The following is a 26,054-nucleotide window of genomic DNA, read 5'->3' as shown; positions in this document are numbered from 1 at the left end:
TATTCGATGTTTTTTAATGGGCATCTAGTCCTAAATCAAGGATTGAGCCGGCGATTCCGGGGCTCCCCTCGCTTCCCCGCTTGAAGTCGGGGATCCCATCGACCAAGGTCCAGGAAGAAGTCCAGTCCCCGGATGGAGGCAGCAAGGCCCCATTCCCAATAAAATACAGTTAATTTCAAAATTGAACTGGATTGGGGAGATTCGTTGTGAGAAAGGTCAGAAGTACAAAACAAAGCGCAGCCATTCGCTTGTTTGAAGGCGAAAAATGGCTCGTGCTGACATCCGTGCTCGGTTTTTTGCTCTCGGCGTTTTGCGGGCTTTGGGTGCTCGCATTCGGGAGCGAGGCGGCTCCGGGAGGAAACATTCTAAACGCGTTCTCTTTTAATGCAGCCATCGGCATCTTTCTGCTGTCCACGGCGGCCATCCTGCCGTATTCCGGTCTGGGGAGCAAAAGCAGGGCATTCTTCCGGTATCCGTATATCGTGCTTGCGCTTTATTCCTATGCAGCCGAAACCGTGCAAAATTTTCGCGGCGTGAATCCAAGGTTTGTCGTTGGGGGCACTCCCTTCGACGAGGCGGTCGGCAATATTTTCGCTTTTGTCGCATTGCTTCTCGTTCTTTTTTACCTGGCCGTCGCCATTACCTATTTCCGTCCCAAGGTATACGCCAACTATCCGGAATTTGCAACCGGCATTCGCTATGCCATGGTTGCCGTCACGCTGTCGTTTGCCGCGGGCATTTGGATTTCGGTGAATCAGGGCCGGACGGTGGGCCTTCACGGGAACATCATTTGGCTGCACGGCTTGGGTTTCCACGCGCTTCAGGCGATCCCGCTCGTCGGCTGGTTGGCGGAGCGTTCTTCCCTTTCCAAGGCAACGCGGCTGCGGCTGGTTCATGTGACCGGCATCGCTTATGTGCTGGGGCTGATCGCGATCGGCTGGCAGACGGTTTTGGGCCATGCCGTTCTTGAATGGTCGGTTCCGACGGTTGCGGCGGGCGCCTGTTTCCTGATCGCGTTGGTTGCGGGGATCCGGGTGCTTGGCAACACCCCTGCGGATCGCATTTTCACGCCATCGGCGGCACCTGCTCCCCGGCGTTCGCGCGTCCTCTAAAAAACAGCCCCGAATATGATGGCTTCTGAATCAAAAAAGGCGCCCCTTCCCTCCGACAACGGAGTCAGGGACGCCTCTTTCCATCCAATTTTACTTCTCTTCCTTATTGCTGCCGGAGTGGCTTCCGTCTTTGATCGTCACGGTGACCGGGGAATATTCCGCGATGACCGTTTGCCCGTGGACGGACACGCTGCCTTCCGGCGAAATGTCCTTTTCGGTCATGATGCCGAGCGCGATCGTAAATTCGTTGAATTTGATCGGAATCTGTTTTTCGCGGCGGATTTCTTCCCCGTTCAGGTAAAACACGGCCTCATCGTTGCCGCGGTCATACGTGATTTTGTACGTGTTGAACTCGCGTGCTTTGAGGTTGGTATCTTCCTTGAAAATGCAGAAATAACGCGTTTTATCGGACGGCGGCACCTCAACCCCCGGGAAAGGAAGCACCGCGTACACGCTGGCGTACTTGTCGTTTCCGGCAAAAAAGTCGAGCGCCGCTCCCGTCGTAAAATCGAGCAGGTTAAGCGACACGTAACCGTCGTACAGGTCGCCCGGAACCGTATTTTGCGTGCGGGCGCGAATTTGCAGCTCAAAGCTGACCTCGCCGGATTCAGGCACCTTGATCGTTTCCACCGAATAATACATATGTTTGGCGTTGTCCAAAATTTGAATCTGGTCGTTTTGGCGGCTCAGCGGAGCGCGCACGTACAGGATGCCGTTGCGGACGATCACGACCGCATCCGGCTCGCGGTATTCCCAGAACGAACCGTCCGGCAGCGGAAACCCGCCGATTTTCCAAACCTCGCCTTCCGACAAAATGGTATGAAAATCGCCGATCACTTTTTGTTGTTCCATGTGGCTAAGACTTCCTTTCTTTTACGGATGGGATAAGCAAATCAAATCAGTCCTTGAATCACGAGGCACACGATCATGATCAGGCCGCTCAGCTGCGCGGATTTGACGGATGCGCCCATTAAAGGCAAATAAGCATGGGAGCTGTTTTGCGGCTTCAGCCTGCCGTATACCTGGTAAAGCGGAAGCATGGCCGGCAGCGCCAGCAAACCGTAGACCGGAAGCGCACCTGCAATGACGCTGATGACCAGCATGACGGCGGCCAGAAAAAGCAGGAATCTGGAAAACGCCAATGCCCGCTTCTCGCCCCATACGACGACCAGCGTGCGTTTGCCCGCCTGACGGTCGGCCTGCCAATGCAGAAAATGGTGGTTGAACAAAATCAGCGTCGTCAAAAGTCCGATCGGCAGCGACAGCAGCAGCGCCCGCAAATCCAAATGGGAAGTCTGCACGTAATAAGCGCCCATGACCGGAAGCACGCCGAAGGAGAGCAGGATCGCGATTTCGCTGTACCCTTTCCCCCGGTACCCGAACTTCAGCGGAGGCGCCACGTAAAAGTAAGCGATCAGCCCGCCGAGGGCTCCGAAAACAAACGCCCAGATGCCGGAACAGATCGCCAGCACGATGCCGCAAACGGCAGCCAGCGCAAAAAGTCCCCACGTGATGGCCGCAAACTTCCGGATGCTCCATACCTGGTTCGTCAAAAACCCGGAGTTGGTCGAAACGGCGTCAACCGCTTCTTTCGCCGCGGTGTCCGTTCCGCTTTTGTAATCCCACAGGTCGTTGATCATGTTGGAAAACAAATGCGCCGCCGCCGCCCCGACCAGCGTAATCAGGAACAGCCAGACGTTAAACACGCCGTCCCACACAAACGCGCCGAGCGCGCCCAGCGCAACCGGGATGAGCATGACCGGCACGACGCCGAACCGGGAAGCTTTTCGAAATTGCTTGAGCATGTTCACCGATGCTCCTTTCTTCTAAGGATACCCCTATTCTTTCGGGAATATGGATTCGGCGAAACAACATCACCGAACAAATGATATTTTTCACAAACTTTTCCGTAAAAAGCAGCCTCTTTCAGAGAAAAGAAGCCGCATGAAATCATAGGATTTTTCAACATCCCTCGTCGAAAAAAGTTGTGTTTTCTTTCTATTTCAGCATAGCACTTTTATCGATCTTTGTCATGGAGTGTTAGATTTTGCATAATCCGTTCCGTGTAGCCGGTGATGGCCGCGTCATAATCCGGATAGTCGTAGCCCAGGCTGGCGGATACCATTCTGGAATATTTCCGAAACAATTCATAACAAGTCAATAAAGATTGCCGCATGCTTGCGTAACCGTGCCCGGCATACGTGGACAGCAGCTTTTCCCAATCTTCCGGCGGAAGATAACGGTCGATGAATTTATAGTTTTTGCCGACGCTAAAAGAGAAGCCCTTCTCTGTTCCGATCTGCCAAGACATCATGCGCAGCAGATTGGGCCGGGCAATCTCGTTCAAATGGTCGATGGCAAACAGAATCTCTTTGCGGGCCAGTCCCTTGGCGACGTACGTGGACACCATCCAAAACTCGTTGCAGCAATCGTCGAATTCCCTGGCGGTCGGCTTGTGGATCCAATACTGCCGGTCGCTCGGACGAACCTCGCGTTTGACGAAACCGTCCTTGTCCAGCAAAACATCGACCAAACCGTCGCTGCCTGCAAAGTATTCATCGGACTCGGCTGCCGGAATAAGCGTTAGATCCAATTTAAGCCCATCCTCAAAAAGAATGATGTACGAAAACCAATTGCCGAGTTCAGGCGGAAAAAGCTCCATGTCCTCCGGCTTTTGCATCATCAATCGTTCCCCGAAAACGTTCAGCCACTCATCGCTTGCTTTGAACGAATCCATATCCGTCACAAAATACGAAATATCGAAATCTTGAAACGCATCCCGGGCAATGTTGACGTTGGTTCGCGACCCTTCCAGCGTGACCATTCGGATCCGGGGATCATTGACGGCAAAATCGACGAGCAAAGCCATGAATTGTTGTTCGTTTCTCATTTTGAGTGCTGCCCTCCCAGCGGCATAAATATCGCTATTTTTTAACCAAATGCTAGGCCATGCCCCTATTCTACCTAACCTGAAAAAAGAAAGCTGCGGACGCCGCCCGCGGCATCCATAGCTTCGTTTGCCAAACCAAAATCTATCGTTTGATGTTGTCCAGCGCTTTTTTGCCCAGACGTTCCAGCAGCTGCTGTTTGTACAGGCTTTCGACCTTCACGTGTTTGCCGAGGCTTTCCCAGTAACCGTCGCTGCGCGGACGCGGGTCGTATTCGCTTGGCACGAGGCCGGGCACCTTCGGACCCGCATGTCCGATCGCGTAGTTTTGCGCCGTCGGCGGCTGCTGCGAAGTGAGCTCGTTTTCCGTATTCCAGGAGACGTAGTTCGCTCCCGCCCAGCCATGCCCGCTGCCCAGCCAGCCGCGGTCGCGGATGGAGATCGGCGCATCGATGTTGTCGAACAGGCCGCCGACCGACCAGCGGTGATGCGGTTCGCTCGTGTTGTAGTTTAGGGTCGCCTTGCCGTCCAGGAACACGTTTGGCCCCTGCACCCGGCTGTCGACGACAAAAGCATGCCGCGCCGTTTCCGTGTAAATCCTTTGCGCCAAATTCAGCTGCCCCATCTGGTGGATCACATAACGGCGGCCGCCGGTAATGATGCTGACCATGTCGTACATTTGGCTGTCCTGCACCGTAATCCATTTGGAGTTGCGGCTCATCTGCACCAGCGAATACGACAGATGGTAACCGGTCACGTCGCGGACCCAGCCGTTTTTGACGCTGTTAAAAACGACGAAACGTTCCGCGTGCTTTTCGTCGGCATGATACGAATCGGTTTTGTCGTTGTCCATCACCGTATCCATCACGCTCGGGTCGAACTCGGTATCCGCGCGCATGTTCTCCACGCCGACCTGCTCGATCCGGGCGCCATCCGTATATTTGAACAGCTGCCCGCCGCCCCATTTTTGCTCGATGGCATTGGCGATAGGCGCATCCACCGTAATCGTGTTGCCGTCGATCGCCGTGATGACGCGGTCAAAATCGAGGTTAAACGGCGACCACTGCGTGACGGTTCCGCCCGGGCGATTATAGATGTAGTCCATGCCGATCTCGTGAATCCAGTTTTTGTCGCCGATCCGGCGCACCACCACCGTATCGCCGACCTGATACCCGCTGGCATCGTCCACGTGGAAGGTCCGGGAGCCGGAAGGCACGTACAGATCGGTGATCGTTCTCATGGAGTCGTTATCGATGCTAAGGCCCGTATTTTCCCCGATTTCGATCAGATTGCGCGGCGTCGTTCCCGTGCCGTAGATGAGGGTGCCTTTGTCATCCTGCCCTTCGCCACGCAGCACGACGCCGCTGGCTTTGATTTTCAGCGTGCCTCCGACCTCGTATTTCCCTTTTTTAAGCAAAACCGCTCCGCGGAAGCCGTCCTTGCCCACCGGCAATTGAGACACTTCATCGATGGCCGCCTGAATGCGGGCCGTGTCGTCCCCGTCCCCCGGCTTCACCGTCGCCTTCACTTTGACGTTCGGGATTTTTACGCCGCCGCCCATGTAGCCGGCATTCGAGAAATCCAGAATTTGATTGCCGCGGAAGTCGCTTACGTACACCAGCTTGCCGTCATCGCCAAGAAAGGCGATTTGGCTCTGATCCTTCGGAATCTTCTTTTTGTTCCATACGGTAAAGTAGAAGGAGTCGTATACCGGAGGCTTGCCTGCTTGCTCCATCTTCAGCCGGATTTCGTACCGGCCTTTCTGATCCGCTGCACCCGCAGGCGTCCACTGCTTGGTCTCCCCTTTGGACACCGAGATCGGATCCAGCTTGGCAATAACCTTGCCGCCGTAGATCAGTTCGCCGCTCAGGTTGCCGTTCACGTTGGAGATGGTCGACACGGAAGGATACGCATCTTTCGGCTCGATGAGTGCAGGCTGGCCGATTTCGCTTGGGATATGCGGATGGGCGAGCGTGGAGTTCATCACGTATTTCTCATCCAAAAAAGCGTTCGGATCATCGACCACGATCCAAAAATCATTCGTTTTCAGCTGCGTCGCCGTTTGCACTACGCCATGCACAAGCGCCGCGCCCGCCTGGTTGGCCGTAAACGCTCCCGAAGGGGCGATGCTCACGTCCTGCGTCGTGGACGCAAACGTCTTGGCGTAAGGCGTCAAATCCACTTCCTGCCCGGAGTCCAGTTCGCCCTTCAGGACCAGGGTTCCCTGTTCGCCTTTATTCAAGCGGATTTCGGCATTGTTCGGGTATTCCTTTCCGCCCGGGTCCGTAAAATAGATCCGCTTCAGCCCGGCGGGGGCCGGCGCTTCCGTGCTGTGATACACTTCAAGTTCGGACAACTGCACGTTCAAGTCTTTGCTTAAATTGAGATGGAGTTTGATATATCTTGCGGACACGTTTTCGAACATCGCTGCCTCCGTTGCCGTCAAATCTTTATTTTTGCCGTATGCCTGATTCCAGCTGCCGTTGTCGTCGGAATATAGGATTTGATAATCCTTTAGGTTATCCGCGCGATTGAGATGAAACATGACTTTGTTGAAGGTTTCCTTGGCGCCGAGGTCGACCGATATCCAGACGTTCATATCGTCTCCGCGGTCCGCGGCCAGCGGCTGCCAGACGGTCGCAGGATCGCCGTCCACGGCATTGCCGGCCTTTCCGGAGCTGGCCTGGGCATTTTTGCCGAGCGCCAGATTGGTACCGGAATCGCCGGCCGCAGCCGCTTTTTCCCTGCCTCCGGACATGGCCGGAAGCATCAGCAGCAAAATCATGAAGCCGAGGCCAAGCTTTTTCATCGAGCCCATCAATAGAATCCCACCTCTCTGAAATGAGGATCATGCGAATTTGCTAGCATTTCATTCCGCATCCCCTCTATTTTGAAATCGCTTACATTTTAACTTGCGCAGGTGTGGAAAGACATGTCTTTTTTATCGATGGGCTTGTGTTTTGTTAAGGAAAGTGTGCGGAGGCATGCCCGCGTTCAATTCGCTGATTCGGCAGCTTTTTTTGGGTATCCGGATGATGTGGTGGAAAAGGGCTTATCATTGGCCCTTCTCCAATTTCTCGATTAAGGCAGGAAGGTCAATTCCAAGATACTTACGTTCCTCCTGATCTCGAACGTAAATAAGGGGTACTTTGAACATTGGAAAGTTCTCTTCACGAAGCTCATAACCATCCAAACGCCGCTGATGCTTCGGTTTACGCTGTTTAATTAGCCCTTTTGTAAATAGGATCTTAGCTCTTAGGGCTTCAAACGAATAACCTCTTCCCAATCGGTTTGTTACTCGAATGAAGCTATTTAGAGACTCTGTATAGGCGTTTGTGATTCGGTGGTCAAAATAAGCGAAGATTTCTCTTTCCCAGTTATTCATGGCTTTCGTTAATGCATTGAAAGCAGGTTCGATTTCAATCGGTATCTTAGCCTTCCAATCGCAGTATTTGAGGATCGCCAATTGTTTATTAGGGCATTCCCATATATCGAGGAATGTTTCCTTTAACTCATACGCAATTCTAAGGGAAGGGTAATTCTTCGTCCATACATCGAGAATAAACGTATCCCTCTCTGAAAGCTCTTTATTGCGTTTGAGAAGGATGAAACGCTTCCGTTCTTTGTTAGGAAGCCTTGAAAGATAACTGATAACCGTTTCCTTATTCCGATCTGGAAGGATGTCGAACAATGTTTGCTCTTCGATATTGGTTAGGACGCATCGAGGTTTAATGATATGAATTTCATCGATCCCGAGCCATTGAGGTGTTTCGAAACGAATGGTTTCTCCCAGATGATTAACGTAGACACGAAAAATATTGCGGATCGTCTTTTCGTCCATGCCTACCTCTTCGGAGATACTTACGAAAGTTCTTTTAAGGCTTTGCTTTTCGATATAGGCCAAGAGTCGTTTGGTACAGTTTCTCTTATCATCAATAATGTCATCTATTCGTTCCCAAAAGGTTTGGTTACATTCACGACATCTATATCTTTGACGTTTAATGCAAAGTCCTACTCGCTTTCCGCGAATTGGTAAGTCCATACAAATCTGCTCACGGCTGCTATGTTTATAAAGATTCGCTACGCATCCACAATGAGGACAAGAAGAAGGTGGAGATGTTATCTCCACCCTCAGGCTGTCGAGAAACCCCCTGTTTTTTTGCAGGGGGTTTAAAATTGCCTCGTCGGTCACTGAAGTAGGGTTCTCAGAGCGCTTTAAATCGATTTTTATTTTAAAAGATATGATTCCCCATATAAAAAATAGAGTGTCGAAAAGTCCGTTGGACTTTCTCGACACTCTGAGGTGGAGATGTTATCTCCACCTGTATTTGTAAGTCATGCTCGCTTTCTAATATACCGTAAATTTTTAAACGGGATAGATTGAGTATGTCCATTCTGATACCTTCTGTCTTGCAAAAATTGGGCTGCATGCTCATGACTTAGCCTTGCAAGGCTTTTATGACGATCTCTTTAATAGGCGTTTGAAATCCAATTAGCTTTTGTAAATCATCGGTCGTTCTTGCCATTTTCCCCTCTGCAATTGTGGTATAGATAAAAGCCGTAGTTTCAGCAAAAGATTCCGGCATACCTGCTCGAACGAGTATGTTCTTCTCTTCTTCAAAGGAAACCGATTGATGGACAACACTTTTCCCAGAAACTTCGGAAAGAATTTCAGCCAAATCATCAAAGCTCCAAGGATTATTGGAAACAAGGTTGTATTCCTTGTTCTCATGTCCATCCTCTGTCAGAACTGTGGCGGCAGCAAGAGCCAGATCACTACGGCTAACCGAATTCACTTTTCCCTTATTGGCATTTGTAATGATCGTCCCGTTTTCTACGTTTGCTTTTAGTGATAGATTAACAAAAAACTCTGTATAACCGCCGTTACGCAAGAAGGTGTATGGAATATTCGTCGTGCGAATCGCATACTCCGTAGCCATATGAACGAGAGCGAACGGATTATCTTCGGCAAAAGCAAAGCCGGTATAGGCAATTTGCTTAATACCTGCATCTCGGGCGGCTTTGACGACATTGGCATGTTGGACGACACGTAATGGATCATCGGTCTCTGAACTTGAGATAAACAGGAGTTTGGTTCCGTCGACAAATGCATCGTGAAGAGATTCCGGATTATTATAATCTCCCTGACGGACTTCAATGCCAAACTCCGCAAGATCAGAGGCTTTTTCGAGATTGCGTGCGACTGCAACAATTTGATTTGTCGGAGCCTTTTTGAGCAAATGTTGAATAACGAGACCTCCAAGTTGACCTGTTGCTCCTGTAACAATAATCTTCATGAACTGATCTTCCTTTCGTTATTTTTCTATAATCAGGTTATAACCAAAATTGTTATAATAACTTTGATTATAACGAGTTCAAAAAAAATGGCTCAGTAAAACGCCATTCTATTTGCCCAGTTCTGTAACCAATTGTCTCAATGAAACCTGAGCTAGCCTCTGTTCCATTGCTGATTGAGCCGCTCTCATTTCTGACCGCAGAACAGCTACCATATTTTTTCCTATCGGACAATTTGGATCTGGTTCTGCATGTATATTGAACAACTCACCATTGTCAATAACTTCCACTGCATTGTATACGTCCAGCAACGTGATCTCTTCCAAGTTCTTCAGCAAAAATGCTCCTCCCACTCCTGGACGTACATCAACAAGTCCTGCTTTTTTGAGTTTGGCAAGAATATTGCGAATGATAACTGGATTGGTCTTTACGCTCGCTGCCATGAAATCCCCAGTACAAAGCGAGGGGCTTAAATGTATCAAGCAGAGAACATGAACTGCAATCGAGAAACGACTGCTTAATTTTTTCATTTGTTTCACCCTCTCGTTATAACCATAATAGTTATACCGGATTCAAAATTCAATAACTTGCAGATCAGTCCACCACAAGTTCCGATTTTATCATACAATTACAAAACAGGAGATTCCGCCACATAATCCGGATACCCCTTTTTTTCTGCGATCTTCGTTACCTCATGGATCTTGCCACTTCGATCATTTGCTCCTTAGTGATTTTCCCGGTGTCCATCTCGACATAAGTATCGCCTTGGACCCAATGCAAAATGCCGCCCGGGAATTAGGTTCCGATCGACCCAAGCGACGAAATCCTTCAGCCTTACCGATTTGCACGATCTCCCCCAAAGGACCTAAGCGAAGCAGCGGGTACGGAATCAATGAAGTTGTTGACTTCATTTGGAATCTTTTGTTCATCCTTCGCCGCTATTTCCTGGCCCTCTATGAAAAATGCCCCTTCGCGCTGCATGGTTGCAAATTTGAAGCGCCCCCGTCAATGCCGGAGGCGCTTTTGCTGTATCCGAAAGAGGTGCCGGCATGAGTTTACACATCCCTATACCGTGCCGCCCGCCTCCTCTTATTCGTACAGCCAGCCCAAGGACTCCGCAAAATCCTTCAGTTTGTCCGGCTGCAGCGTATAATAGTGCCTCTTTCCCTCCCTGCATTCTTTGATGTAGCCCGCTTCCTTGAGCTCCTTCAAATGGTAGGACAGTTTGGACGGCGATACGTCCTCCAGTTTAAGCTGCAAATCCGCAGGACACACGGCAGCAGGCTCAAACGTGCAGACAGGCGACTGGTAATCCGGCTGCCTGCCCTCTTTGATCATCACCAAAACCTTCATCCGAATCGGGTCGCTGAGTGCTTTGGCCGCTTTGGCCATATCATTTTCATAATTGGGTCTCATGGAAAATATTATACGCTTCCCTTGTTGACAATTCAACTTTTCTTGAAATATAATCATTTCAAAATATTTTGAAACGAGGTGCTTTTTACATGCCCCCACGAGATTTATCCTCCACAGTTTCAAGGGGTAGGGATACTGCCGCTGCCCACTCTGCGGACAAAGCGGATGCGTCCAAGAAAGCCTTGGGCTGGAGTCTGGCGATTCTTGCGTTTGCCCAGTTGATCTACTCCCTGGACATTAATATCGTGTTCGTCGCGCTTCCCGAAGTGGGCCATGCGCTGGGCTTTTCGGAGCAATCCCTTCAGTGGGTGGTCAGCGCCTATACGATTTTTTGCGGCGGCTTCCTCCTCCTTGGCGGCCGCGCTTCGGACCGGCTCGGGCAAAAAAGGATGTTCGTCTCCGCGCTGCTTCTGTTTGCGCTGGCTTCTCTGCTCGGAGGGCTGGCTTGGAATCCGCTCGTCATCATCATGGCCAGGGCGCTCCAAGGCATTGGAGCCGCGTTTCTTTTTCCGGCTACCTTGTCGCTCATCAATCGTCTGTATGAAGAAGGCCCCCGGAGAAACCGTGCCCTTGCGGTGTGGGGCGGAGCCGGGGCCAGCGGGCTGACCCTCGGTTCCCTTCTCGGCGGGATTCTAACGAATGCCATTGGGTGGGAAGCCGTTTTCTTCGTCAACGTGCTGTTCGCCGGCGGCGCAGCCCTTGCTGCCCTCTTCGTGATTCCGCGGGACTCCGCCCGATCGGGAAGAAGCCGCTTCGATCTCCCCGGTGCGCTAACCTTTACCGCTGCCGCGACCCTTCTCGTTTATGTTCTCGTCCAGGGACCGGAGTCGGGATGGGGTTCGGTCAGCATTTTGGTATGCGCCGTCATGTCCCTTCTGTTGTTTCTCGCTTTTGTACGGATCGAAATCCGGACCGCGGATCCGCTTATGCCGCTGCATCTCCTCCGGAGACGCAGCCTTGTCACAGGCATGATCATAACCTTTCTTTACATGGGCACATTCGGCGCGATCCCTTATTTCCTGACGGTTCTGTTCCAGAATGTGCATCAATTCAACGCCCTGCAAACCGGTCTGGCATTTATCGTGCCTTCGCTTTCCATCGCCCTCGGAACCCAATGGGGCGAAAGGCTTGCCACCCGTTTCGGCATGCGCAGCACGCTCCTGAGCGGCTTCCTGAGCGGCATTGCGGGTACTGCCCTCCTCCCGCTGGGGGCGGGTGTCGACTCCGGCTACCTGCTGATCGTTCCCGGCTTGATCATTTCCGGTGTCGGCCAGGGCGTCGTATGGACCGGCATGTGATCGCCGCTTCCACCGGCGTGGCCCATTCGGAGCAAGGAGTGGCCTCGGGCATGGCCACAACCACGCTGAATATCGGCAACGCGATCGGCATGGCCTTCCTGATCTTCATCGCCAATTCCGGCATTGACGGGCAAACCGGCAGCTCGCTGCTGGCCGCGCAGGCTTCCGGTGTCCAAACCGCCTTGTATTTGGCCGCCGCAGGATTGATTGTCGGGGGAGTTGCCGCCTTGTTCCTTCCGCGAAAGAAAACAAATCAGTAATGAAAAAAACAAAAGGCTGCCCATGGGCAGCCTTTCAACGGGTATTTAAGCACGAGACCGCCTTCCGGCGCTACTTCTACGGGTTCTGCTTGTCGGTGCCTCAGGAATACTCCCTAGGTCCAAAAGATCTTCGCCAGCGCGCTGCCCAGGCCTGCCAGAAGGAACAACGTTCCGCCAAACCGGGTCGCCCAGACATAACCCATGGAGGGTTCTTCATCACCGCTGTTTTTCCATCTTTCGGTTATTTTCCAGAACGTCGCGGGGCTGATCAGCATCACCAAACCTACTACGATCAACAGGATCTCGATCATGGCGGTCGCGTACTCTCCTTCCATTTACCGATTCATTCATCGAGCTGGCCTTTTCCTGCGGAACCGGCTGCCGATTTATGTACGTTTATCCGGCTTCGGCAAAGCGGCTTTGGCCGTTTTGGCCGCGCCTTGCTGAGCCTTTTTAGCAGCATACCGTCTTAAGTCCTCCGGCGTGACAAAATCGGTGTAAAATCCGTAAACGCCCTTCGCCTTATACTTGTCCATCGCTTCGGGGCTATTGATCGTATGGACGAAACTCCGCTTGCCCATCTGCTTCAGGCCGCTTAGAAATCCGGAGGTCGCCCGCCATTCGGGCATGGTGACGGCCGTAACTTTCGGGCGGCTTTTGACGTACTGCAACACTTTTTGGTTCGAATCGGCCGTCTGGTACAACGTATAAATGTAAGACTCGAACGGAAAGACGCGCTCGATGACCCCGTACATTTTTTCGTTATAAATTTGCGGGATGATCCGCTTCAATATATGCGGGTCCTCGTTCAGCAGCTCTACGATTTGATTGAACTGAGCGGTTACCGTATCCGGATCCGTGCTTTTCGTGTCGGTCACAAAATAGGCGTCCGGATACTCGTGCATAATATCGACGATATCGCCAAACGTCAGCAGATGGTATTGATCGAACATCGTTAACGACCTCATCCGGTCAAGCGGAAGCGGCCCGCCGGTCATGTCTGCCGAAACCGGTTGTCCAAGCGATTGAAAAGCATAAAGGGACCAGTCATGCCGCCCGACCAGGCAGCCGTCCGACGTAAACTGCAGATCGATTTCAAAGACGCGCTGCCCTTTTCCGTAATTCGTGACAAAAGCCTCGTAGGAATTGGTGTATGGCTTCTGGTCGATCCCGCCGAGCGCGTGGGCAACCAGCCGGTAATCCGTCCATCCGGCCGCGGACGCGGAAGAGCCCAGGGACAGCATGCAGGCGGCCAGCAGCGGGGGCAATGCGGCAAACCATTTTTTCATGTCAACCTCCAAGATCTCGGCATCACGTTATTGCGGGGCACCCTTTTCAACGCTTACCGTTTTCGTTCTGGCCGGATCGTACACGTCCTTGTCGGCATAGGGGCTTTCCAATACGGCTTTCACGTATTCCCCTGCCCGGTACTCCGCCGCGTTTTTGACTTTCACTTCAAATCCGCTGACGTGCAGCATATTCCTGTCGGCATCGACGCTTTCGATCCGGCCCTCGACCTCAAAACGATGAGGATGATGGCACCCGGCCGCCAGAACGCCGAGCAGGATCAACGAAACCAACCACGCGGCTTTCATGGACTTGTCGTTCCCTTCCCTAAAAAAGCCTTTTACATATAAAACAGTTTAGAGCGGAAAAGGTTGCGGGCATGCGCGGATTTTTCCATACGGTGTGGGGAGCCTTCAGCATTCGAACACACAATCATAACCACCCGTCCAACGGGTGGTTTGCACTTGGGGTATAACCCCCTGTTGCCAAACTGCGCCTAAAGACGCTAGCCTGACAATAAATTGTTCAGGCTCAGTGTAATTTGCCTCTTTCACTTACCAGTTAAACTGGTTTACTTTTTCTTGCTACTATTTATGCTAAAAGGATCCTCATACTCCTTCACACTCAGTTTGTCCACTGCCTGGTCATGTGCTTCTTGTTCACGAATATATTTTGCGACGGTTGCCTCGTTTAAGCCTACTGTACTGACGTAGTATCCTTCCGCCCAAAATTTCCGATTCCCATATTTATACTTTAATTGCGCATGCTTCTCAAAGATCATTAGCTCACTTTTCCCCTTCAGATATCCCATGAAGGCTGATACTGAAATTTTCGGTGGTATCGCTACCAGCATGTGTACGTGATCTGGCATCATATGACCTTCTATGATCTCTACTCCCTTGTATTTACATAATCGTTTGAAAATTTCGATTAAATCTTTCCTCACTTGATTATAGATCTCTTTCCGTCTATACTTCGGGGTGAATACAATGTGGTATTTGCACATCCACTTTGTGTGAGCTAAACTATAGTTCTTGTTTGCCATCTAAGACCATTCCTTTCAATTGAGCCTGAACATCTCAATTTTATCGGGATGGTCTTGTTGGTCAAACCCTCGTTCCCTCCACCCGCATAGCGGGTGGTTTTTTGTTTCGCACGCTTCGCGAGCTCAACTGGCTAAAGCCTAAATGAAAAAGGCTCCCTTTCGGGAGCCTCAGGCTGTCGAGAAACCCCCTGTTTTTTTGCAGGGGGTTTAAAATTGCCTCGTCGGTCACTGAAGTAGGGGTCTCAGAGCGCTTTAAATCGATTTTTATTTTAAAAGATATGATTCCCCATATAAAAAATAGAGTGTCGAAAAGTCCGTTGGACTTTCTCGACACTCTGAGGCTCCCTTTCGGGAGCCTTTAAAACACGGGTATTACAGGCTGGTAAGGCCTTATATTACATCATGCCGCCCATGCCGCCCATGTCAGGCATAGCTGGTTTTTCCGGTTCAGGCTTGTCGGCGATGACCGCTTCGGTCGTCAGGAACATGGCCGCTACGGAAGCTGCGTTTTGCAGAGCGGAACGCGTTACTTTCGCAGGGTCTACGATACCGGCTTCGAACATGTTCACCCACTCGTCGGAAGCGGCGTTGTAGCCTACGCCCACTTTTTCGTTTTTCAGGCGTTCCACGATGACGGAACCTTCTTGGCCGGCGTTAGCCGCGATCGTGCGGATCGGCTCTTCCAGAGCGCGAAGCACGATGTTGACGCCAGTTTTTTCGTCGCCGGTCACGTCAACGGCAGCCACAGCGTTGTATACGTTCACGAGGGCTGTACCGCCGCCGGAAACGATACCTTCTTCAACCGCAGCGCGGGTTGCGTTCAGGGCGTCTTCGATGCGCAGTTTGCGCTCTTTCAGCTCGGTTTCGGTTGCAGCGCCGACTTTGATGACTGCTACGCCGCCAGCCAGTTTAGCCAGACGTTCTTGCAGTTTTTCTTTGTCGAACTCGGAAGTGGTTTCTTCCAGCTGCGCACGGATTTGGTTCACGCGAGCGTTGATGTCGGCTTTGTCGCCGGCTCCGTCCACGATCGTCGTGTTTTCTTTCGTTACGCGCACTTGACGTGCATTACCCAATTGCTCGATCGTAGCGCTCTTCAGGTCGAGACCGAGTTTTTCGGTGATCACTTGGCCGCCGGTCAGGGCAGCGATATCCTGCAGCATCGCTTCGCGGCGGTCGCCGAATCCAGGAGCTTTGACGGCAACGGCGTTGAACGTTCCGCGCAGTTTGTTTACGACCAGCATCGCTTGTGCTTCGCCTTCGATGTCTTCGGCGATGATCACGAGCGGTCTGGCTTGTTGAACGATTTTTTCAAGCAGCGGCAAGATTTCTTGCGTTGTGGAGATTTTTTTGTCCGTGATCAGGATGTATGGATTGTCGAGAACGGCTTCCATTTTGTCCGTGTCGGTGATCATGTATGGAGATACATAACCGCGGTCGAACTGCATGCCTTCCACGACTTCCATTTCGGTGTTGAATCCGCGGGATTCTTCGACCGTGATGACGCCGTCCTTGCCCACTTTTTCCATCGCTTCGGCGATCAGTTTGCCCACTTCGTCGTCGGCAGCGGAGATTGCGGCTACTTGAGCGATTTTTTGGTTGTCGTTCACCGGAGTCGCGATGTTTTTCAGTTCGGCTACGGCTGCTTTCACCGCTTTGTCGATCCCTTTGCGAACGACCATAGGGTTAGCGCCTGCCGTTACGTTTTTCAGGCCTTCGCGGATCATCGCCTGAGCCAGAACCGTTGCAGTCGTCGTACCGTCGCCGGCCACGTCGTTCGTTTTGGTCGCTACTTCTTTCACGAGCTGGGCGCCCATGTTTTCAAAAGCGTCTTCCAGTTCGATTTCTTTTGCGATCGTCACGCCGTCATTGGTAATGAGCGGGCTTCCGAATTTTTTCTCGAGAACGACGTTGCGGCCTTTAGGTCCGAGCGTCACTTTTACGGCATTCGCCAAAGCGTCTACCCCACGCAGCATCGCGCGGCGCGCGTCTTCACTGAAACGGATATCTTTTGCCATGTTGATAAAAACCTCCCACAATATATTGTTGTATTTCGATATTGCTATGTTCAGGCCGTTAGCCTACGATTGCATGAATGTCGCTTTCTTTCATAATCAGATACTCTTTACCTTCGTATTTGATTTCCGTTCCGGCATATTTGGAGAACAGAACGCGGTCGCCTTCTTTAACTTCCAAAGGAACGCGCACTCCGTCTTTCACCGCTCCGCCGCCAACAGCGATAATTTTGCCTTCTTGCGGCTTTTCTTTTGCGGAGTCCGGAAGGACAATCCCGAATGAAGTCGTTTCCTCTTGTGCGATCGGTTCTACCAATACGCGGTCACCTAAAGGTTTGATCATGAAAAATAGCCTCCTTGTTAATATGTTGTGTTTCTGTAACGGCGTTGTTGTCGGTATGTATTAGCACTCGACAACGTCTAGTGCTAACAACCACTTTTATGATACTCAACTTGAGCGCAGATTTCAAGTCCTCTGGATTGATTTTTCAAAGAAACCCGCACTTTTTCAAACCGCCTCCGGCAAGCCTGTCCAGGGCCTGTCCAAAGCGTTTTCAGGTCATACTCCATCATTCTATCCACCGGATTTGAAAATATGCCGGAAAGCGAAAACAACATTCAGAAAAAGACCGCCTCGGTTTCCAAAGATTCAAGAAACAAAAAAAGAGCCTGCTTCCCTTGCGGGGAAGAACGCTCTTTATGTTCCTGCGGATTTCAGCAATCGGTTATTCCGGGTCGCCTTCCTCCTGCTTGTACCGCGCTTCGATGGCTTCGTCGGCCGCAAGCTGCTTCCGGTAGACCACGGATGACAAATACACGCTGAATTCGTACAACAGGAGCAGCGGGATCGTCACGAGAAAATCGGAAATCAAATCCGGCGGCGTGATGACCACGGCGATGAACACCAGCGCAAAATAGGACACCTTCCGCATCTTGCGCAGCCTGCGCGGGTTCAATATTCTCAGCTTGGTCAGAAACATCACGATCAGCGGCAGCTCAAACAGCAGGGCGATCGGCACCACCAGCGTAAACATGAAATTGAAATATTGGGAAATGCCGTACGTTTCGGTCAGTCCCATGTTTTTGGTGATCGTCGTCGTAAAGCCCAGCGCCATCGGAAACACCACGTAATAACCAAAGGCAATGCCGGCCAAAAACAATATAAAGACGTACGGAACGTAACGCAGCGCGGCTTTCCGCTCGATTTCCCGGAGTCCGGGGCTGACGAACGCCCACAGCTGGTAGGCCGTAAACGGGATGGTCAGGACAAGCGCCACCACCATGGCGATTTTCATGTACATGCCGATGCCGTCCCAGAACGCAAATGCATGAAGCTGAAAATCCTTCGCGGAGTCCACGCTGACCAGATATTGGTAAATAGGGTTGGCGCAAACGAGGCCGATGACAAGGCCGAGCAAAAGAACGGCCAAAATGTAAATGATCCGCCTGCGCAGCTCCCCGAGATGTTCGACAATCGACATTTCTTCCTGTTTATCAGACATACGGTCACCGTCCTATCTCTTCTGCCTGCGGACAAAACAAAATCCCTCCCCGCACGGAAGGGATTCCAAAGTCCTCTTTCCTAAACCTATTCCGGAAGACGTTTGTTGTCTGTTGTGCTTTGGGAAGTTGCCGGAGCAGCCGCTTGCGCTTCGTTAGAAGCAGCAGCCAGCGGTTTGGCTTTTTCGTTTTTGCTTGAAGACTCGTCATCCTCTGCAATAATATCGCGGGCACCGTCTTTGAATTCCCGGAAAGTGCGTCCCACGGCTCGTCCGAGCTCAGGAAGCTTGTTCGGCCCGAATAACAGCAAGGCCAAAATCACCAGCAATATAATTCCCGGCACGCCAATACCGTTCAGCATTTCGAATTCTCCTCTCTGTCCTCTATCAATAAAACATCACGACGTCAAATTCGGACATAATTCTGCCACAAAGACATCATACCATAACTCAAATCTCAACAATATCAAATAAGTGTGACAATTTTGGAAATAGCATGCGGGAGGTTTACTGGCGGAATTGCCCCGTCACCATCAGCAGCGCCTCCGGCAGCTGGTCCATGATCGCCGCCAAATTTTCATGCACGCCTTTCGGCGTTCCCGGCAAATTCACGATCAGCGTCCGGCCGCGAATGCCGACGATGCCTCTGAACAGCATGGCCGCCCGGTTCTTCTGCATGACCGTTGCCCGCATTGCTTCCGCCATGCCCGGCACTTCGCGTTCAATGACCCGTCTTGTCGCTTCCGGGGTGACGTCGCGGATGGCCAGTTCCGTTCCTCCCGTCGTCAGCACCAAATCCGCCTGAAAATAATCCGTGAGTTCAATGAGCGATGCGATAATCTCATCCTGTTCGTCGGGGACGATGCGGTACTCCACAATCTCCCCGCCGAGTTCCTCCTCCACCAGCTCCCGGATGACCTGGGCGCTAGTATCTTCGCGCTCACCTCTTGAGCCTTTGTCGCTTGCCGTCAGGATCGCCGTTTTCCACACCATAAGATCACCCCTCCTCCTGCTCATCCTTTATTCAGATTCCCGTACGTAATCGCCGCTTTTTCCGCCGGTTTTGGACTTCAGCATCGTCGGTCCGATCACCATATCCTTTTGCAGCGCTTTGCACATATCGTAGACGGTCAAGGCGGCTGCGGAAACGGCGGTCAATGCCTCCATTTCGACGCCGGTCCTGCCGGTTGTTTTCACGGTTCCTTCTATATATAACTCATCGATGCCGTTGTCGGAAAAATGGATGTCGATGCCCGTCAGCGGCAGCGGATGGCACATCGGAATCCAATCGGACGTTTTTTTGGCCGCCATCACGCCGGCGACGGAAGCGACCGCAAGCACGTCGCCCTTGCCTATTTTTCCTGCCTTAATGCGGGATAACGTTTCGGGCGCCATTTTGACCGCCGTTTGCGCGACCGCCGTGCGCGACGTGATGTCCTTGTCCGAAACGTCCACCATTTTGGCTCTGCCTTGTTCGTTAAAATGCGTCAGTTCCATCTTCAGCCTCCCCGTTCATTTTGCGTACACCTTGTTCCGTAATCAGAACCTGAAGACGCGCATCCGTCGTTTCCATCGGAACCTGCTCCACCACTTGCTCGCCGAAGCCGATGCCGGCCCATCTTGGACCGCGGCGTTTGCCCCCTGACGAAAAACGTTCATGCAGCCTGTCGTAGTAGCCCCCTCCGTAACCCAGCCTTCCCCCGTTCAGGTCAAAAGCGAGTCCCGGCATGATCACCGCTTCGGGCACGAAGTCATCCGCTTCGGCCGGACGGCGCCGCGGATCGGGCTCCATGATGCCGTATGCGCCGGTTTTCAGCTCGTCCCACTGCTGCAGCAGGTGAATCGTCATCGAACGGTCCTCCGGCAGGCATCGCGGCACATAAACGTCGATGCCTGCGCGCCACGCCTCTTCGACAAGCGGTTTCGTGTCCAGCTCGCTGCGGAACGGCACGTAAATGAGCATGCTCCGGATTTGCTCCCCGATGAGCCAGGCGGCTGCGTGACCGCATGCGCGCCCCGACAAGCTTACATGCCGCTCGGGCGGTATGCTGCCGCGAATCCGGGACATGCGGGCGCGAAGCTGCGCTTTCAGCTGCCGCATCCTTTCCTGTTCCCCGTTCATCACGTCAACAGCTGCCTTCCTTATCCATTTTTCAGATGTTTGCAATTTCATTTCAATTTTCTGCGGCGCAAAGATCAAGATCCGCCATGGCACCATATATAGCATCGACACACCGCCATCGATCTACATTTGGCAGCCGTTCAGCCGCTTGATAAACTTTGCGTCCATTTTGCTCTTAGTTTACCACTGTTGCTCCATTTTCGCCAAGATAACCCCGAAGTCCTGCCCTTATGTCGCGAATTCTTCATATTTAATGTAAACTGAAATTATATGAAGCGATTCGAATGAACAACGCCTGCCGCGTGCCATTCAGCTTCCTAACCATCGTTTTTCCAAAAGCAAAATACCCAGCAAATACGACAATGATCTATAGACGGAGGTTTACAGCTCATGCTGCTTCAAGCAAGTGGAATCAAAAAATTGTACGGCGTGGAGCCCGTACTTGACGGAATTAATTTGCAGATTCAGGAGAGGGATCGCGTGGGGCTGGTCGGCGTCAACGGCGCAGGCAAATCCACCCTGCTCCAAATCCTTGCCGGCGAGATGTCCTATGACGGCGGACAAATTTTTAAAGCCAAAGAGACGACCATCGGCTATCTCGCGCAAAACAGCGGACTGCAATCCGGCCGCACCATCCGGGAAGAAATGATGAACGTATTCGCCCATCTGATCGAAACCGAAAAAGAGCTCCGGCAGATGGAGGAACAAATCGCGGATCCTGCCCTCATGGAGCATCCCAAAAAATATCAGGAGCTGCTCGACCGTTATGCCGTCCGTTCCGACTGGTTCAAGGACCATGGCGGCTACGAGATGGAGGCGCGCATCCGCAGCGTGTTGCACGGGATGGGTTTCGGCAGCTTTGCGCCGGACACCCCGATCTCGACCTTAAGCGGCGGCCAAAAAACGCGCCTTGCGCTGGCGCGCATCCTGCTGCAAGCTCCCGATCTGCTCATGTTGGACGAACCGACCAACCATCTGGATATCGCCACGCTGACGTGGCTCGAAGATTATTTGCGTTCCTATTCGGGCGCGCTGCTCGTCGTTTCCCACGACCGTTATTTCCTCGACCGGCTCGTGACGTCCATCGTTGAAATCGAACGGCACCAATCGAAGCGCTATACCGGTAATTACAGCCGTTACATCGATTTGAAGGCGGCGGAATACGAGTCGGCCATGAAGCAATACGAAAAGCAGCAGGACGAAATCGCGCGCATGGAGGAGTTCATCCAGAAAAACATCGTGCGGGCTTCGACCACCAAACGGGCGCAAAGCCGGCGCAAGGCGCTCGAAAAGATGGAGCGAATGGACAAGCCGCTCGGCGACTTGAAAAAGGCCAGCTTTTCGTTCGAAGTCGAATACATGTCGGGCAAGGACGTGCTGCAGGTCAAAAACCTTGCCGTTTCCTTTGCGCCGCCCCATCATCTTTTCCAAAACGTCTCGTTCGATCTGCATCGCGGGGAAACCGTCGCTTTGATCGGCCCGAACGGCATCGGCAAGTCCACGCTGCTCAAATGCCTGACCGGAAGCGAACGCCCTGCGTCAGGCACGATTCAATGGGGTACAAAAGTAAAGATCGGTTATTACGATCAGGAGCAAACGAACCTGAATCCCTCCAATACGGTGCTCGAAGAACTGTGGAGCCATTACCCTCATATGGAGGAGGCCCGCATCCGGACCGTGCTCGGCAACTTCCTGTTCAGCGGCGAGGATGTCCTGAAAAAAATCGCGGCGCTCAGCGGCGGCGAAAAGGCGCGGGTTGCGCTGGCCAAGCTGATGCTGCTCGAAGCCAACATGCTCATCCTCGACGAACCGACCAACCATCTCGATTTGTTCAGCAAAGAGGTGCTCGAATCGGCTTTGATGGACTACGAGGGCACGCTGCTGTTCATTTCGCATGACCGTTACTTCCTGAACAAAATGGCCGAACGGATTATCGAGCTTCATCCGCAAGGGGTGGAGCATTTCCTGGGGAATTATGACGATTATACCGCCAAAAAGCAGGAACTTGAGGAATTGTCCCAGGAGGCGCTTGAAGCTGCCGGAAACCGGGCGCAAAAACAGGAGAATGCTGCGGAATCCGAAGGCAAACCGGGCACCAACACCTTTGAGGCCGACAAGCAGGCCAAACGGGAAGAACGCAGCCGCCAGCGAAAAATCGCGGCGCTCGAGGAGCGGATCCAGCAGCTGGAAGCGGAAATTTCCGTGCTGGAGGCCGAGATGACGAAACCCGAGGTGTATCAGGATTATATCGCGCTGCAAAAACATCAGCAGGAACAGGAAGCCAAGAAAAAAGAGCTTGATGAAGCTTTTGCCGAATGGGAGCTGCTTGCCGCCGACTAATGCGGCCAGGACTTTTTGATTAGGTCTTTGAGATCAACAAAATTTAATTTGTCAAATTCACAAAACTTTTTAAATTTCGGTTCAATTCAATTATTCACAGGATTATCCACATAAACGGTGCATAACCTGGTTGAAAAAATGGCCCTCAGGGCCGTTTTTTATGGATTAAATTCATCTTTTTAATGAATATCCACTATTATCCACTAAACTATCCACATTATCCACAGTTTTTAAGGGTCCCAAATGAAAATCATATCCACGTTTTCAAAACCCTTTGAAATCAATGGTTTTCGCATCCATAGCGGGTTTGTACACAAATTTACTCGAATATGTGGATAATCTTGTCCACAACTTGACAAAAACTTTGTCGAATGCTGCAAAAAAGCCCGTACTTGTTGCCAAGTACGGGCATGAGCTTCTGTGCTATATCGGTGCTTCTTGCCGATTTTCATCTGCCTGCAGACTGTACCTCGCTACTGCAGGCAGCCAGGTTTGCGGACAAGCTCGATTAGGACTCCTGAACCGACCATGCTTCAAGCGAAAATTGCGGCATCGCCTTCAGGTCCAAACCGGCGAATTGCCCCTTTTTCCACTTCAAATAGGCTGCAGCGCCGATCATGGCCGCGTTGTCGGTACAATATTCGAACGGCGGAATGATGAGCTCGATGCCTTCCTCGCGGCACTGCCGCTCCAGTTCTTGGCGCAGCCCGCGGTTTGCGGCGACGCCGCCGCAGAGCAGCAGCTGTTTGGCCTCATAGGCCCTGACCGCCCGGATGGCCTTCGTGACCAGCACCTCGACGACCGATTCCTGGAAACCGCGCGCTATGACGCTTTCCAGAATAGGCTCCCCGCGCATTTTGCGCTGGTTGACGACGTTCAGCACCGCGGATTTCAAGCCGCTGAAGCTGAAATCGTAGGAATCCGGCTCCAGCCATACCCGCGGCAAATCCACCGCCTCCTCCGCCTCCAGGGCGAGACGGTCCACGTGAGGCCCGCCGGGGTACGGAAAGCCGATCGCCCGCGCGACTTTGTCATACGCCTCGCCGACGGCATCGTCCCGGGTCCGCCCGATCACCTCGAAGTTTCCTTCGGACTTCATGTAGACAAGCTCCGTGTGCCCGCCGGAAACGACCAATGCCATGCACGGATATTCCAAATTCGCCACAAGGCGGTTGGCATAAATATGCCCGGCGATATGATGGGTGCCGATCAGCGGCTTGTTCAGCGCCAGCGACAGGCTCGTGGCCGCGACGACGCCGACCAGCAGGGCGCCGACCAGCCCCGGACCTTGCGTCACGGCGATTGCCGACAGATCGTTTAGGCCGATGCCGGCTTTGCGCACCGCTTCTTCCAGCATCAGCGTAACATTTTCGACATGCTTGCGCGAGGCAACCTCGGGTACGACGCCGCCGAAGGCTTTATGGGTTTCGACCTGGCTGGCGATCAAGTTGCTGAGAACCTCTTTGCCGTCCTTGACGACGGCCACCGAAGTCTCGTCGCAGCTGGTTTCGACCGCCAATATATAGCAGGATTCCAACTCGTTATGAATTTCACTCATCAGTACGTTTCGCTTCCTTCCCTACTTCCCTGCGCGCTGCCGCGCTCAGGCAGATCCGCCCACATGATCAAGGCATCCTCCTGGTTGTCCATATAATAACCTTTGCGGAGACCTGCAGGCTTAAATCCCAGCTTACGATATAAATTCTGCGCAACTTCATTCGACACTCTGACTTCAAGCGTCATCCGCTGCATGCCCAGATCTGAGGCGGTTTTCATCAGTTCGCGCAAAAGGCGCTCCCCCCATTTCCGCCCGCGGTACGCCCGCAGAACGGCGATGTTGGTCACATGCGCTTCGTCGATCACGGTCCACATGCCGGCATACCCTACGGGCTGTCCCAAATATTGCATGATCATGTATCGCGCAAAATGGTTCTGGGTCAGCTCGTTTCGGAATGCTTCCTCCGTCCAGGGGAGCGTAAACGATTCATGTTCGATCACCATGACATCCGGGATATCGTCCACCGCCATCTGGCGGAAGGACAGTCCTTCGTGATTCGGATACATCTCCTGCTCCATGACTATCGAACTCCCTTCACGGCTTCCGCAGGAGCTTTTCAGCTTCCGCCAGCTGCGTATAATTCGGCACGAGCGCGTGCACGTCGTCGGTGATTCCCTGCATCAGCCGGTCAGACCCCAAACGGCCCACCGGTTCCCCCTCCATATCGCAAGCGGCGGTATGAAGACGGTCTCCCAGCAGGGCGCGCAGACGTTCGATGGCGGGTTCGTGTTTTCCCGCATCCCCGACGAACCAGACGCCATCCGGTTGTTCCTCCGCCGGCGTTTCTTTCCAGATCCGCCCGATTTCGCCGACCCAGCTTTCCATCAGACGAATGGCGTCTTCTTGCAGGCGCGCCGGCTTCTCTGTGCCTCTGGCCCGAAACAATGCCGTGTACGCCTGACCGCGACGGGCATCCATCATCGGGATCACCCAGTTTATGCCCGTGCTTGCTGCAGCCGCCGTCAAAAGGCCGCTCCATGCCAGGGCGTGCAGGCTGGAAATGCCCGCGACGGGAATGTTCCACGCCCACGCCAACGTCTTGGCGGCCGTTACCGCAATCCGCGTCCCGGTATACGAACCCGGCCCGATCCCTACCGCAATCCCGTTCAAAGCGGATGCGTCCACTCCGGCTTCGCTCAGACCTTTTTGAACGAGCGGCAGCAAATGCACCGAATGGTTGCGTTCTCCCGCAGCCTTGATCGTATAAAGCACCTTATCGTTTTCCATCACCGCAAGCGCAAGGCAAGCGGTCGACGTATCCAACGCCAAAAACCGCTTCAGCGGCTGTGTTTGTGGTTGATTCATTCCTGAAAGACTCCATTCTGTTTCAGGCTTCCGCACCATTCCTCATATGGCTGCCCAAAGCCCTGCAACGTAATTTTCCGCTCCGTCTCGCCGACCGTCTCGATATACAAATGCAGATGCTGCTCCGGCAGCAGCTCCCGGACGATTTGCGACCATTCGACGAGGCTGACCCCGCTGCCGTAAAAATATTCGTCAAGCCCCAGGTCCTCCGCTTCCTCCAAAGACACCCGGTACACATCCATATGGTAGAAAGGCAGGCGCCCCTCATATTCTTTAATGATCGTAAAGGTCGGGCTGTTGACGACGCCCTTGACGCCCAAATGTTTGGCGAAAAATTGCGAAAAAGCGGTTTTGCCCGCTCCCAAATCTCCGTCCAATCCGATGACCGTCCCGGGAACCGCCGCTTTTGCCAGCCATGCCGCCAGCGCTTCGGTATCCTGCGGACGAAGAGAGGTATACACAAACGGTTCCCCGTTTTGAATCTGTTCCAATACCTTGACCCACCTTCGGTTTCAATTCCTTGCATGAACTTGTCCTTAATTATATCGGTCTGTATTCGCTGCCGCAAGGACGGACGGGACCATCTTCCCGATTTTCGGCACGGCCGAACTTCACTGA

Annotated in this window: 26 protein-coding genes and 1 pseudogene; 4 read left to right on the top strand and 23 right to left on the bottom strand. The window is 52.6% G+C overall.

Going from position 1 to position 26,054, the window contains the following annotated elements; translation table 11 throughout:
* The first annotated feature begins 206 nt into the window (after positions 1 to 206).
* Positions 207 to 1,112, top strand: a complete 906-nt coding sequence (locus NYE48_RS04480; RefSeq protein WP_340997114.1) for a hypothetical protein — start codon at positions 207 to 209, stop codon at positions 1,110 to 1,112.
* 90 nt (positions 1,113 to 1,202) lie between these two features.
* Here the strand turns inward: NYE48_RS04480 and NYE48_RS04475 are convergent, their stop codons facing one another.
* The 8 genes and pseudogenes from NYE48_RS04475 to NYE48_RS04440 form a co-directional block, all read right to left on the bottom strand.
* Positions 1,203 to 1,964, bottom strand: a complete 762-nt coding sequence (locus NYE48_RS04475) for a DUF6081 family protein (protein WP_340997112.1) — start codon at positions 1,962 to 1,964, stop codon at positions 1,203 to 1,205.
* Between the two features lie 41 nt (positions 1,965 to 2,005).
* The gene (locus NYE48_RS04470; RefSeq protein WP_340997110.1) at positions 2,006 to 2,917 is read right to left on the bottom strand and encodes a prenyltransferase; all 912 of its coding nucleotides are present in this window, start codon (positions 2,915 to 2,917) and stop codon (positions 2,006 to 2,008) included.
* Between the two features lie 212 nt (positions 2,918 to 3,129).
* Positions 3,130 to 4,002 carry an aminoglycoside 6-adenylyltransferase gene (gene ant(6), locus NYE48_RS04465; RefSeq protein WP_340997108.1) on the bottom strand — a complete coding sequence of 291 codons (873 nt, stop codon included), beginning with the start codon at positions 4,000 to 4,002 and terminating at the stop codon, positions 3,130 to 3,132.
* Positions 4,003 to 4,144: 142 nt separating this feature from the next.
* Positions 4,145 to 6,817: a discoidin domain-containing protein gene (locus tag NYE48_RS04460; RefSeq protein WP_340997106.1), complete on the bottom strand. Its 2,673-nt coding sequence runs from the start codon at positions 6,815 to 6,817 to the stop codon at positions 4,145 to 4,147.
* A 237-nt stretch (positions 6,818 to 7,054) separates the two neighbouring features.
* A pseudogene (locus NYE48_RS04455) lies at positions 7,055 to 8,134 on the bottom strand (transposase); the annotation flags it as partial.
* A 304-nt stretch (positions 8,135 to 8,438) separates the two neighbouring features.
* Entirely contained in the window at positions 8,439 to 9,296 is an 858-nt protein-coding gene (locus NYE48_RS04450) for an SDR family oxidoreductase (RefSeq protein ID WP_340997105.1), read from the bottom strand.
* A gap of 108 nt (positions 9,297 to 9,404) precedes the next feature.
* Positions 9,405 to 9,824: an Rrf2 family transcriptional regulator gene (locus NYE48_RS04445; protein ID WP_212952179.1), complete on the bottom strand. Its 420-nt coding sequence runs from the start codon at positions 9,822 to 9,824 to the stop codon at positions 9,405 to 9,407.
* 559 nt (positions 9,825 to 10,383) lie between these two features.
* Entirely contained in the window at positions 10,384 to 10,710 is a 327-nt protein-coding gene (locus NYE48_RS04440) for an ArsR/SmtB family transcription factor (RefSeq protein WP_197070098.1), read from the bottom strand.
* Positions 10,711 to 10,892: 182 nt separating this feature from the next.
* Here NYE48_RS04440 and NYE48_RS04435 point away from each other — a divergent pair, with 182 nt between their 5' ends.
* A complete protein-coding gene (locus tag NYE48_RS04435) occupies positions 10,893 to 12,008 on the top strand; it encodes an MFS transporter (RefSeq protein ID WP_340997103.1) in 1,116 nt (371 codons plus the stop codon).
* The gene (locus tag NYE48_RS04430; RefSeq protein WP_340997102.1) at positions 11,993 to 12,268 is read left to right on the top strand and encodes a hypothetical protein; all 276 of its coding nucleotides are present in this window, start codon (positions 11,993 to 11,995) and stop codon (positions 12,266 to 12,268) included. The genes NYE48_RS04435 and NYE48_RS04430 overlap by 16 nt, the downstream gene beginning before the upstream one ends.
* 113 nt (positions 12,269 to 12,381) lie before the next feature.
* Here the strand turns inward: NYE48_RS04430 and NYE48_RS04425 are convergent, their stop codons facing one another.
* The 11 genes from NYE48_RS04425 to NYE48_RS04375 form a co-directional block, all read right to left on the bottom strand.
* Positions 12,382 to 12,579 (bottom strand): DUF6199 family natural product biosynthesis protein, encoded by a 198-nt coding sequence (locus NYE48_RS04425; protein WP_340997100.1) that lies wholly within the window; start codon positions 12,577 to 12,579, stop codon positions 12,382 to 12,384.
* Positions 12,580 to 12,654: 75 nt separating this feature from the next.
* On the bottom strand, positions 12,655 to 13,557 hold the full coding sequence (locus tag NYE48_RS04420; protein WP_340997099.1) for a phosphatidylinositol-specific phospholipase C/glycerophosphodiester phosphodiesterase family protein: 903 nt from the start codon (positions 13,555 to 13,557) through the stop codon (positions 12,655 to 12,657).
* A gap of 27 nt (positions 13,558 to 13,584) precedes the next feature.
* A complete protein-coding gene (locus NYE48_RS04415; RefSeq protein WP_212952175.1) occupies positions 13,585 to 13,863 on the bottom strand; it encodes a hypothetical protein in 279 nt (92 codons plus the stop codon).
* Between the two features lie 263 nt (positions 13,864 to 14,126).
* On the bottom strand, positions 14,127 to 14,600 hold the full coding sequence (tnpA, locus tag NYE48_RS04410) for an IS200/IS605 family transposase (protein ID WP_340996591.1): 474 nt from the start codon (positions 14,598 to 14,600) through the stop codon (positions 14,127 to 14,129).
* Between the two features lie 395 nt (positions 14,601 to 14,995).
* The gene (groL, locus tag NYE48_RS04405; protein ID WP_340997096.1) at positions 14,996 to 16,615 is read right to left on the bottom strand and encodes a chaperonin GroEL; all 1,620 of its coding nucleotides are present in this window, start codon (positions 16,613 to 16,615) and stop codon (positions 14,996 to 14,998) included.
* A 58-nt stretch (positions 16,616 to 16,673) separates the two neighbouring features.
* Positions 16,674 to 16,955 (bottom strand): co-chaperone GroES, encoded by a 282-nt coding sequence (gene groES, locus NYE48_RS04400; RefSeq protein ID WP_036709147.1) that lies wholly within the window; start codon positions 16,953 to 16,955, stop codon positions 16,674 to 16,676.
* A gap of 382 nt (positions 16,956 to 17,337) precedes the next feature.
* Positions 17,338 to 18,114 carry a twin-arginine translocase subunit TatC gene (gene tatC / locus NYE48_RS04395; RefSeq protein ID WP_340997094.1) on the bottom strand — a complete coding sequence of 259 codons (777 nt, stop codon included), beginning with the start codon at positions 18,112 to 18,114 and terminating at the stop codon, positions 17,338 to 17,340.
* Between the two features lie 86 nt (positions 18,115 to 18,200).
* Positions 18,201 to 18,470 (bottom strand): twin-arginine translocase TatA/TatE family subunit, encoded by a 270-nt coding sequence (gene tatA / locus NYE48_RS04390; RefSeq protein WP_156124552.1) that lies wholly within the window; start codon positions 18,468 to 18,470, stop codon positions 18,201 to 18,203.
* 148 nt (positions 18,471 to 18,618) lie between these two features.
* Positions 18,619 to 19,104: a MogA/MoaB family molybdenum cofactor biosynthesis protein gene (locus tag NYE48_RS04385; protein WP_036709137.1), complete on the bottom strand. Its 486-nt coding sequence runs from the start codon at positions 19,102 to 19,104 to the stop codon at positions 18,619 to 18,621.
* 27 nt (positions 19,105 to 19,131) lie between these two features.
* Positions 19,132 to 19,608 carry a cyclic pyranopterin monophosphate synthase MoaC gene (gene moaC, locus NYE48_RS04380; protein ID WP_036709134.1) on the bottom strand — a complete coding sequence of 159 codons (477 nt, stop codon included), beginning with the start codon at positions 19,606 to 19,608 and terminating at the stop codon, positions 19,132 to 19,134.
* Positions 19,589 to 20,233, bottom strand: coding sequence for a 5-formyltetrahydrofolate cyclo-ligase (locus tag NYE48_RS04375; RefSeq protein ID WP_212950280.1), 645 nt, complete (start codon positions 20,231 to 20,233; stop codon positions 19,589 to 19,591). The genes moaC and NYE48_RS04375 overlap by 20 nt, the downstream gene beginning before the upstream one ends.
* A gap of 390 nt (positions 20,234 to 20,623) precedes the next feature.
* Between NYE48_RS04375 and NYE48_RS04370 the strand changes: the two genes are divergently transcribed.
* Positions 20,624 to 22,573 (top strand): ABC-F family ATP-binding cassette domain-containing protein, encoded by a 1,950-nt coding sequence (locus NYE48_RS04370; protein ID WP_340997088.1) that lies wholly within the window; start codon positions 20,624 to 20,626, stop codon positions 22,571 to 22,573.
* Positions 22,574 to 23,081: 508 nt separating this feature from the next.
* Here the strand turns inward: NYE48_RS04370 and tsaD are convergent.
* Genes tsaD through tsaE form a run of 4 tightly spaced genes read right to left on the bottom strand, consistent with a single transcriptional unit; the run spans position 23,082 to position 25,918 of the window.
* Entirely contained in the window at positions 23,082 to 24,131 is a 1,050-nt protein-coding gene (tsaD, locus tag NYE48_RS04365) for a tRNA (adenosine(37)-N6)-threonylcarbamoyltransferase complex transferase subunit TsaD (protein WP_340997087.1), read from the bottom strand.
* Entirely contained in the window at positions 24,131 to 24,649 is a 519-nt protein-coding gene (gene rimI / locus NYE48_RS04360) for a ribosomal protein S18-alanine N-acetyltransferase (RefSeq protein WP_340997085.1), read from the bottom strand. The genes tsaD and rimI overlap by 1 nt, the downstream gene beginning before the upstream one ends.
* Positions 24,650 to 24,665: 16 nt before the next feature.
* A complete protein-coding gene (gene tsaB / locus NYE48_RS04355) occupies positions 24,666 to 25,436 on the bottom strand; it encodes a tRNA (adenosine(37)-N6)-threonylcarbamoyltransferase complex dimerization subunit type 1 TsaB (RefSeq protein ID WP_340997082.1) in 771 nt (256 codons plus the stop codon).
* A complete protein-coding gene (tsaE, locus tag NYE48_RS04350; protein WP_212950278.1) occupies positions 25,433 to 25,918 on the bottom strand; it encodes a tRNA (adenosine(37)-N6)-threonylcarbamoyltransferase complex ATPase subunit type 1 TsaE in 486 nt (161 codons plus the stop codon). Before tsaE ends, tsaB begins: the two co-directional genes overlap by 4 nt.
* Between the last annotated feature and the right edge of the window lie 136 nt (positions 25,919 to 26,054).

Origin of the sequence: Paenibacillus sp. FSL M7-1455, assembly GCF_038004655.1 — a bacterium.
Lineage (GTDB): Bacteria > Bacillota > Bacilli > Paenibacillales > Paenibacillaceae > Paenibacillus_AQ > Paenibacillus_AQ cookii.
Note: the sequence above shows the minus strand (reverse complement) of the source record. Positions and strands in the feature narration are given on the sequence as shown.

Bases quoted from the DNA above. Each gene is read 5' to 3' on its own strand.
- tatC (WP_340997094.1), bottom strand. From the start codon at position 18,114: ATGTCTGATAAACAGGAAGAAATGTCGATTGTCGAACATCTCGGGGAG.
- rimI (WP_340997085.1), bottom strand. From the start codon at position 24,649: ATGGAGCAGGAGATGTATCCGAATCACGAAGGACTGTCCTTCCGCCAG.
- NYE48_RS04415 (WP_212952175.1), bottom strand. From the start codon at position 13,863: ATGAAAGCCGCGTGGTTGGTTTCGTTGATCCTGCTCGGCGTTCTGGCG.
- groL (WP_340997096.1), bottom strand. From the start codon at position 16,615: ATGGCAAAAGATATCCGTTTCAGTGAAGACGCGCGCCGCGCGATGCTG.
- moaC (WP_036709134.1), bottom strand. From the start codon at position 19,608: ATGGAACTGACGCATTTTAACGAACAAGGCAGAGCCAAAATGGTGGAC.
- NYE48_RS04470 (WP_340997110.1), bottom strand. From the start codon at position 2,917: ATGCTCAAGCAATTTCGAAAAGCTTCCCGGTTCGGCGTCGTGCCGGTC.
- NYE48_RS04450 (WP_340997105.1), bottom strand. From the start codon at position 9,296: ATGAAGATTATTGTTACAGGAGCAACAGGTCAACTTGGAGGTCTCGTT.
- NYE48_RS04385 (WP_036709137.1), bottom strand. From the start codon at position 19,104: ATGGTGTGGAAAACGGCGATCCTGACGGCAAGCGACAAAGGCTCAAGA.
- NYE48_RS04375 (WP_212950280.1), bottom strand. From the start codon at position 20,233: ATGAACGGGGAACAGGAAAGGATGCGGCAGCTGAAAGCGCAGCTTCGC.
- NYE48_RS04445 (WP_212952179.1), bottom strand. From the start codon at position 9,824: ATGAAAAAATTAAGCAGTCGTTTCTCGATTGCAGTTCATGTTCTCTGC.
- NYE48_RS04460 (WP_340997106.1), bottom strand. From the start codon at position 6,817: ATGGGCTCGATGAAAAAGCTTGGCCTCGGCTTCATGATTTTGCTGCTG.
- tnpA (WP_340996591.1), bottom strand. From the start codon at position 14,600: ATGGCAAACAAGAACTATAGTTTAGCTCACACAAAGTGGATGTGCAAA.
- NYE48_RS04475 (WP_340997112.1), bottom strand. From the start codon at position 1,964: ATGGAACAACAAAAAGTGATCGGCGATTTTCATACCATTTTGTCGGAA.
- NYE48_RS04420 (WP_340997099.1), bottom strand. From the start codon at position 13,557: ATGAAAAAATGGTTTGCCGCATTGCCCCCGCTGCTGGCCGCCTGCATG.
- tsaD (WP_340997087.1), bottom strand. From the start codon at position 24,131: ATGAGTGAAATTCATAACGAGTTGGAATCCTGCTATATATTGGCGGTC.
- tsaB (WP_340997082.1), bottom strand. From the start codon at position 25,436: ATGAATCAACCACAAACACAGCCGCTGAAGCGGTTTTTGGCGTTGGAT.
- NYE48_RS04440 (WP_197070098.1), bottom strand. From the start codon at position 10,710: ATGAGACCCAATTATGAAAATGATATGGCCAAAGCGGCCAAAGCACTC.
- NYE48_RS04370 (WP_340997088.1), top strand. From the start codon at position 20,624: ATGCTGCTTCAAGCAAGTGGAATCAAAAAATTGTACGGCGTGGAGCCC.
- groES (WP_036709147.1), bottom strand. From the start codon at position 16,955: ATGATCAAACCTTTAGGTGACCGCGTATTGGTAGAACCGATCGCACAA.
- NYE48_RS04425 (WP_340997100.1), bottom strand. From the start codon at position 12,579: ATGATCGAGATCCTGTTGATCGTAGTAGGTTTGGTGATGCTGATCAGC.
- NYE48_RS04430 (WP_340997102.1), top strand. From the start codon at position 11,993: ATGGACCGGCATGTGATCGCCGCTTCCACCGGCGTGGCCCATTCGGAG.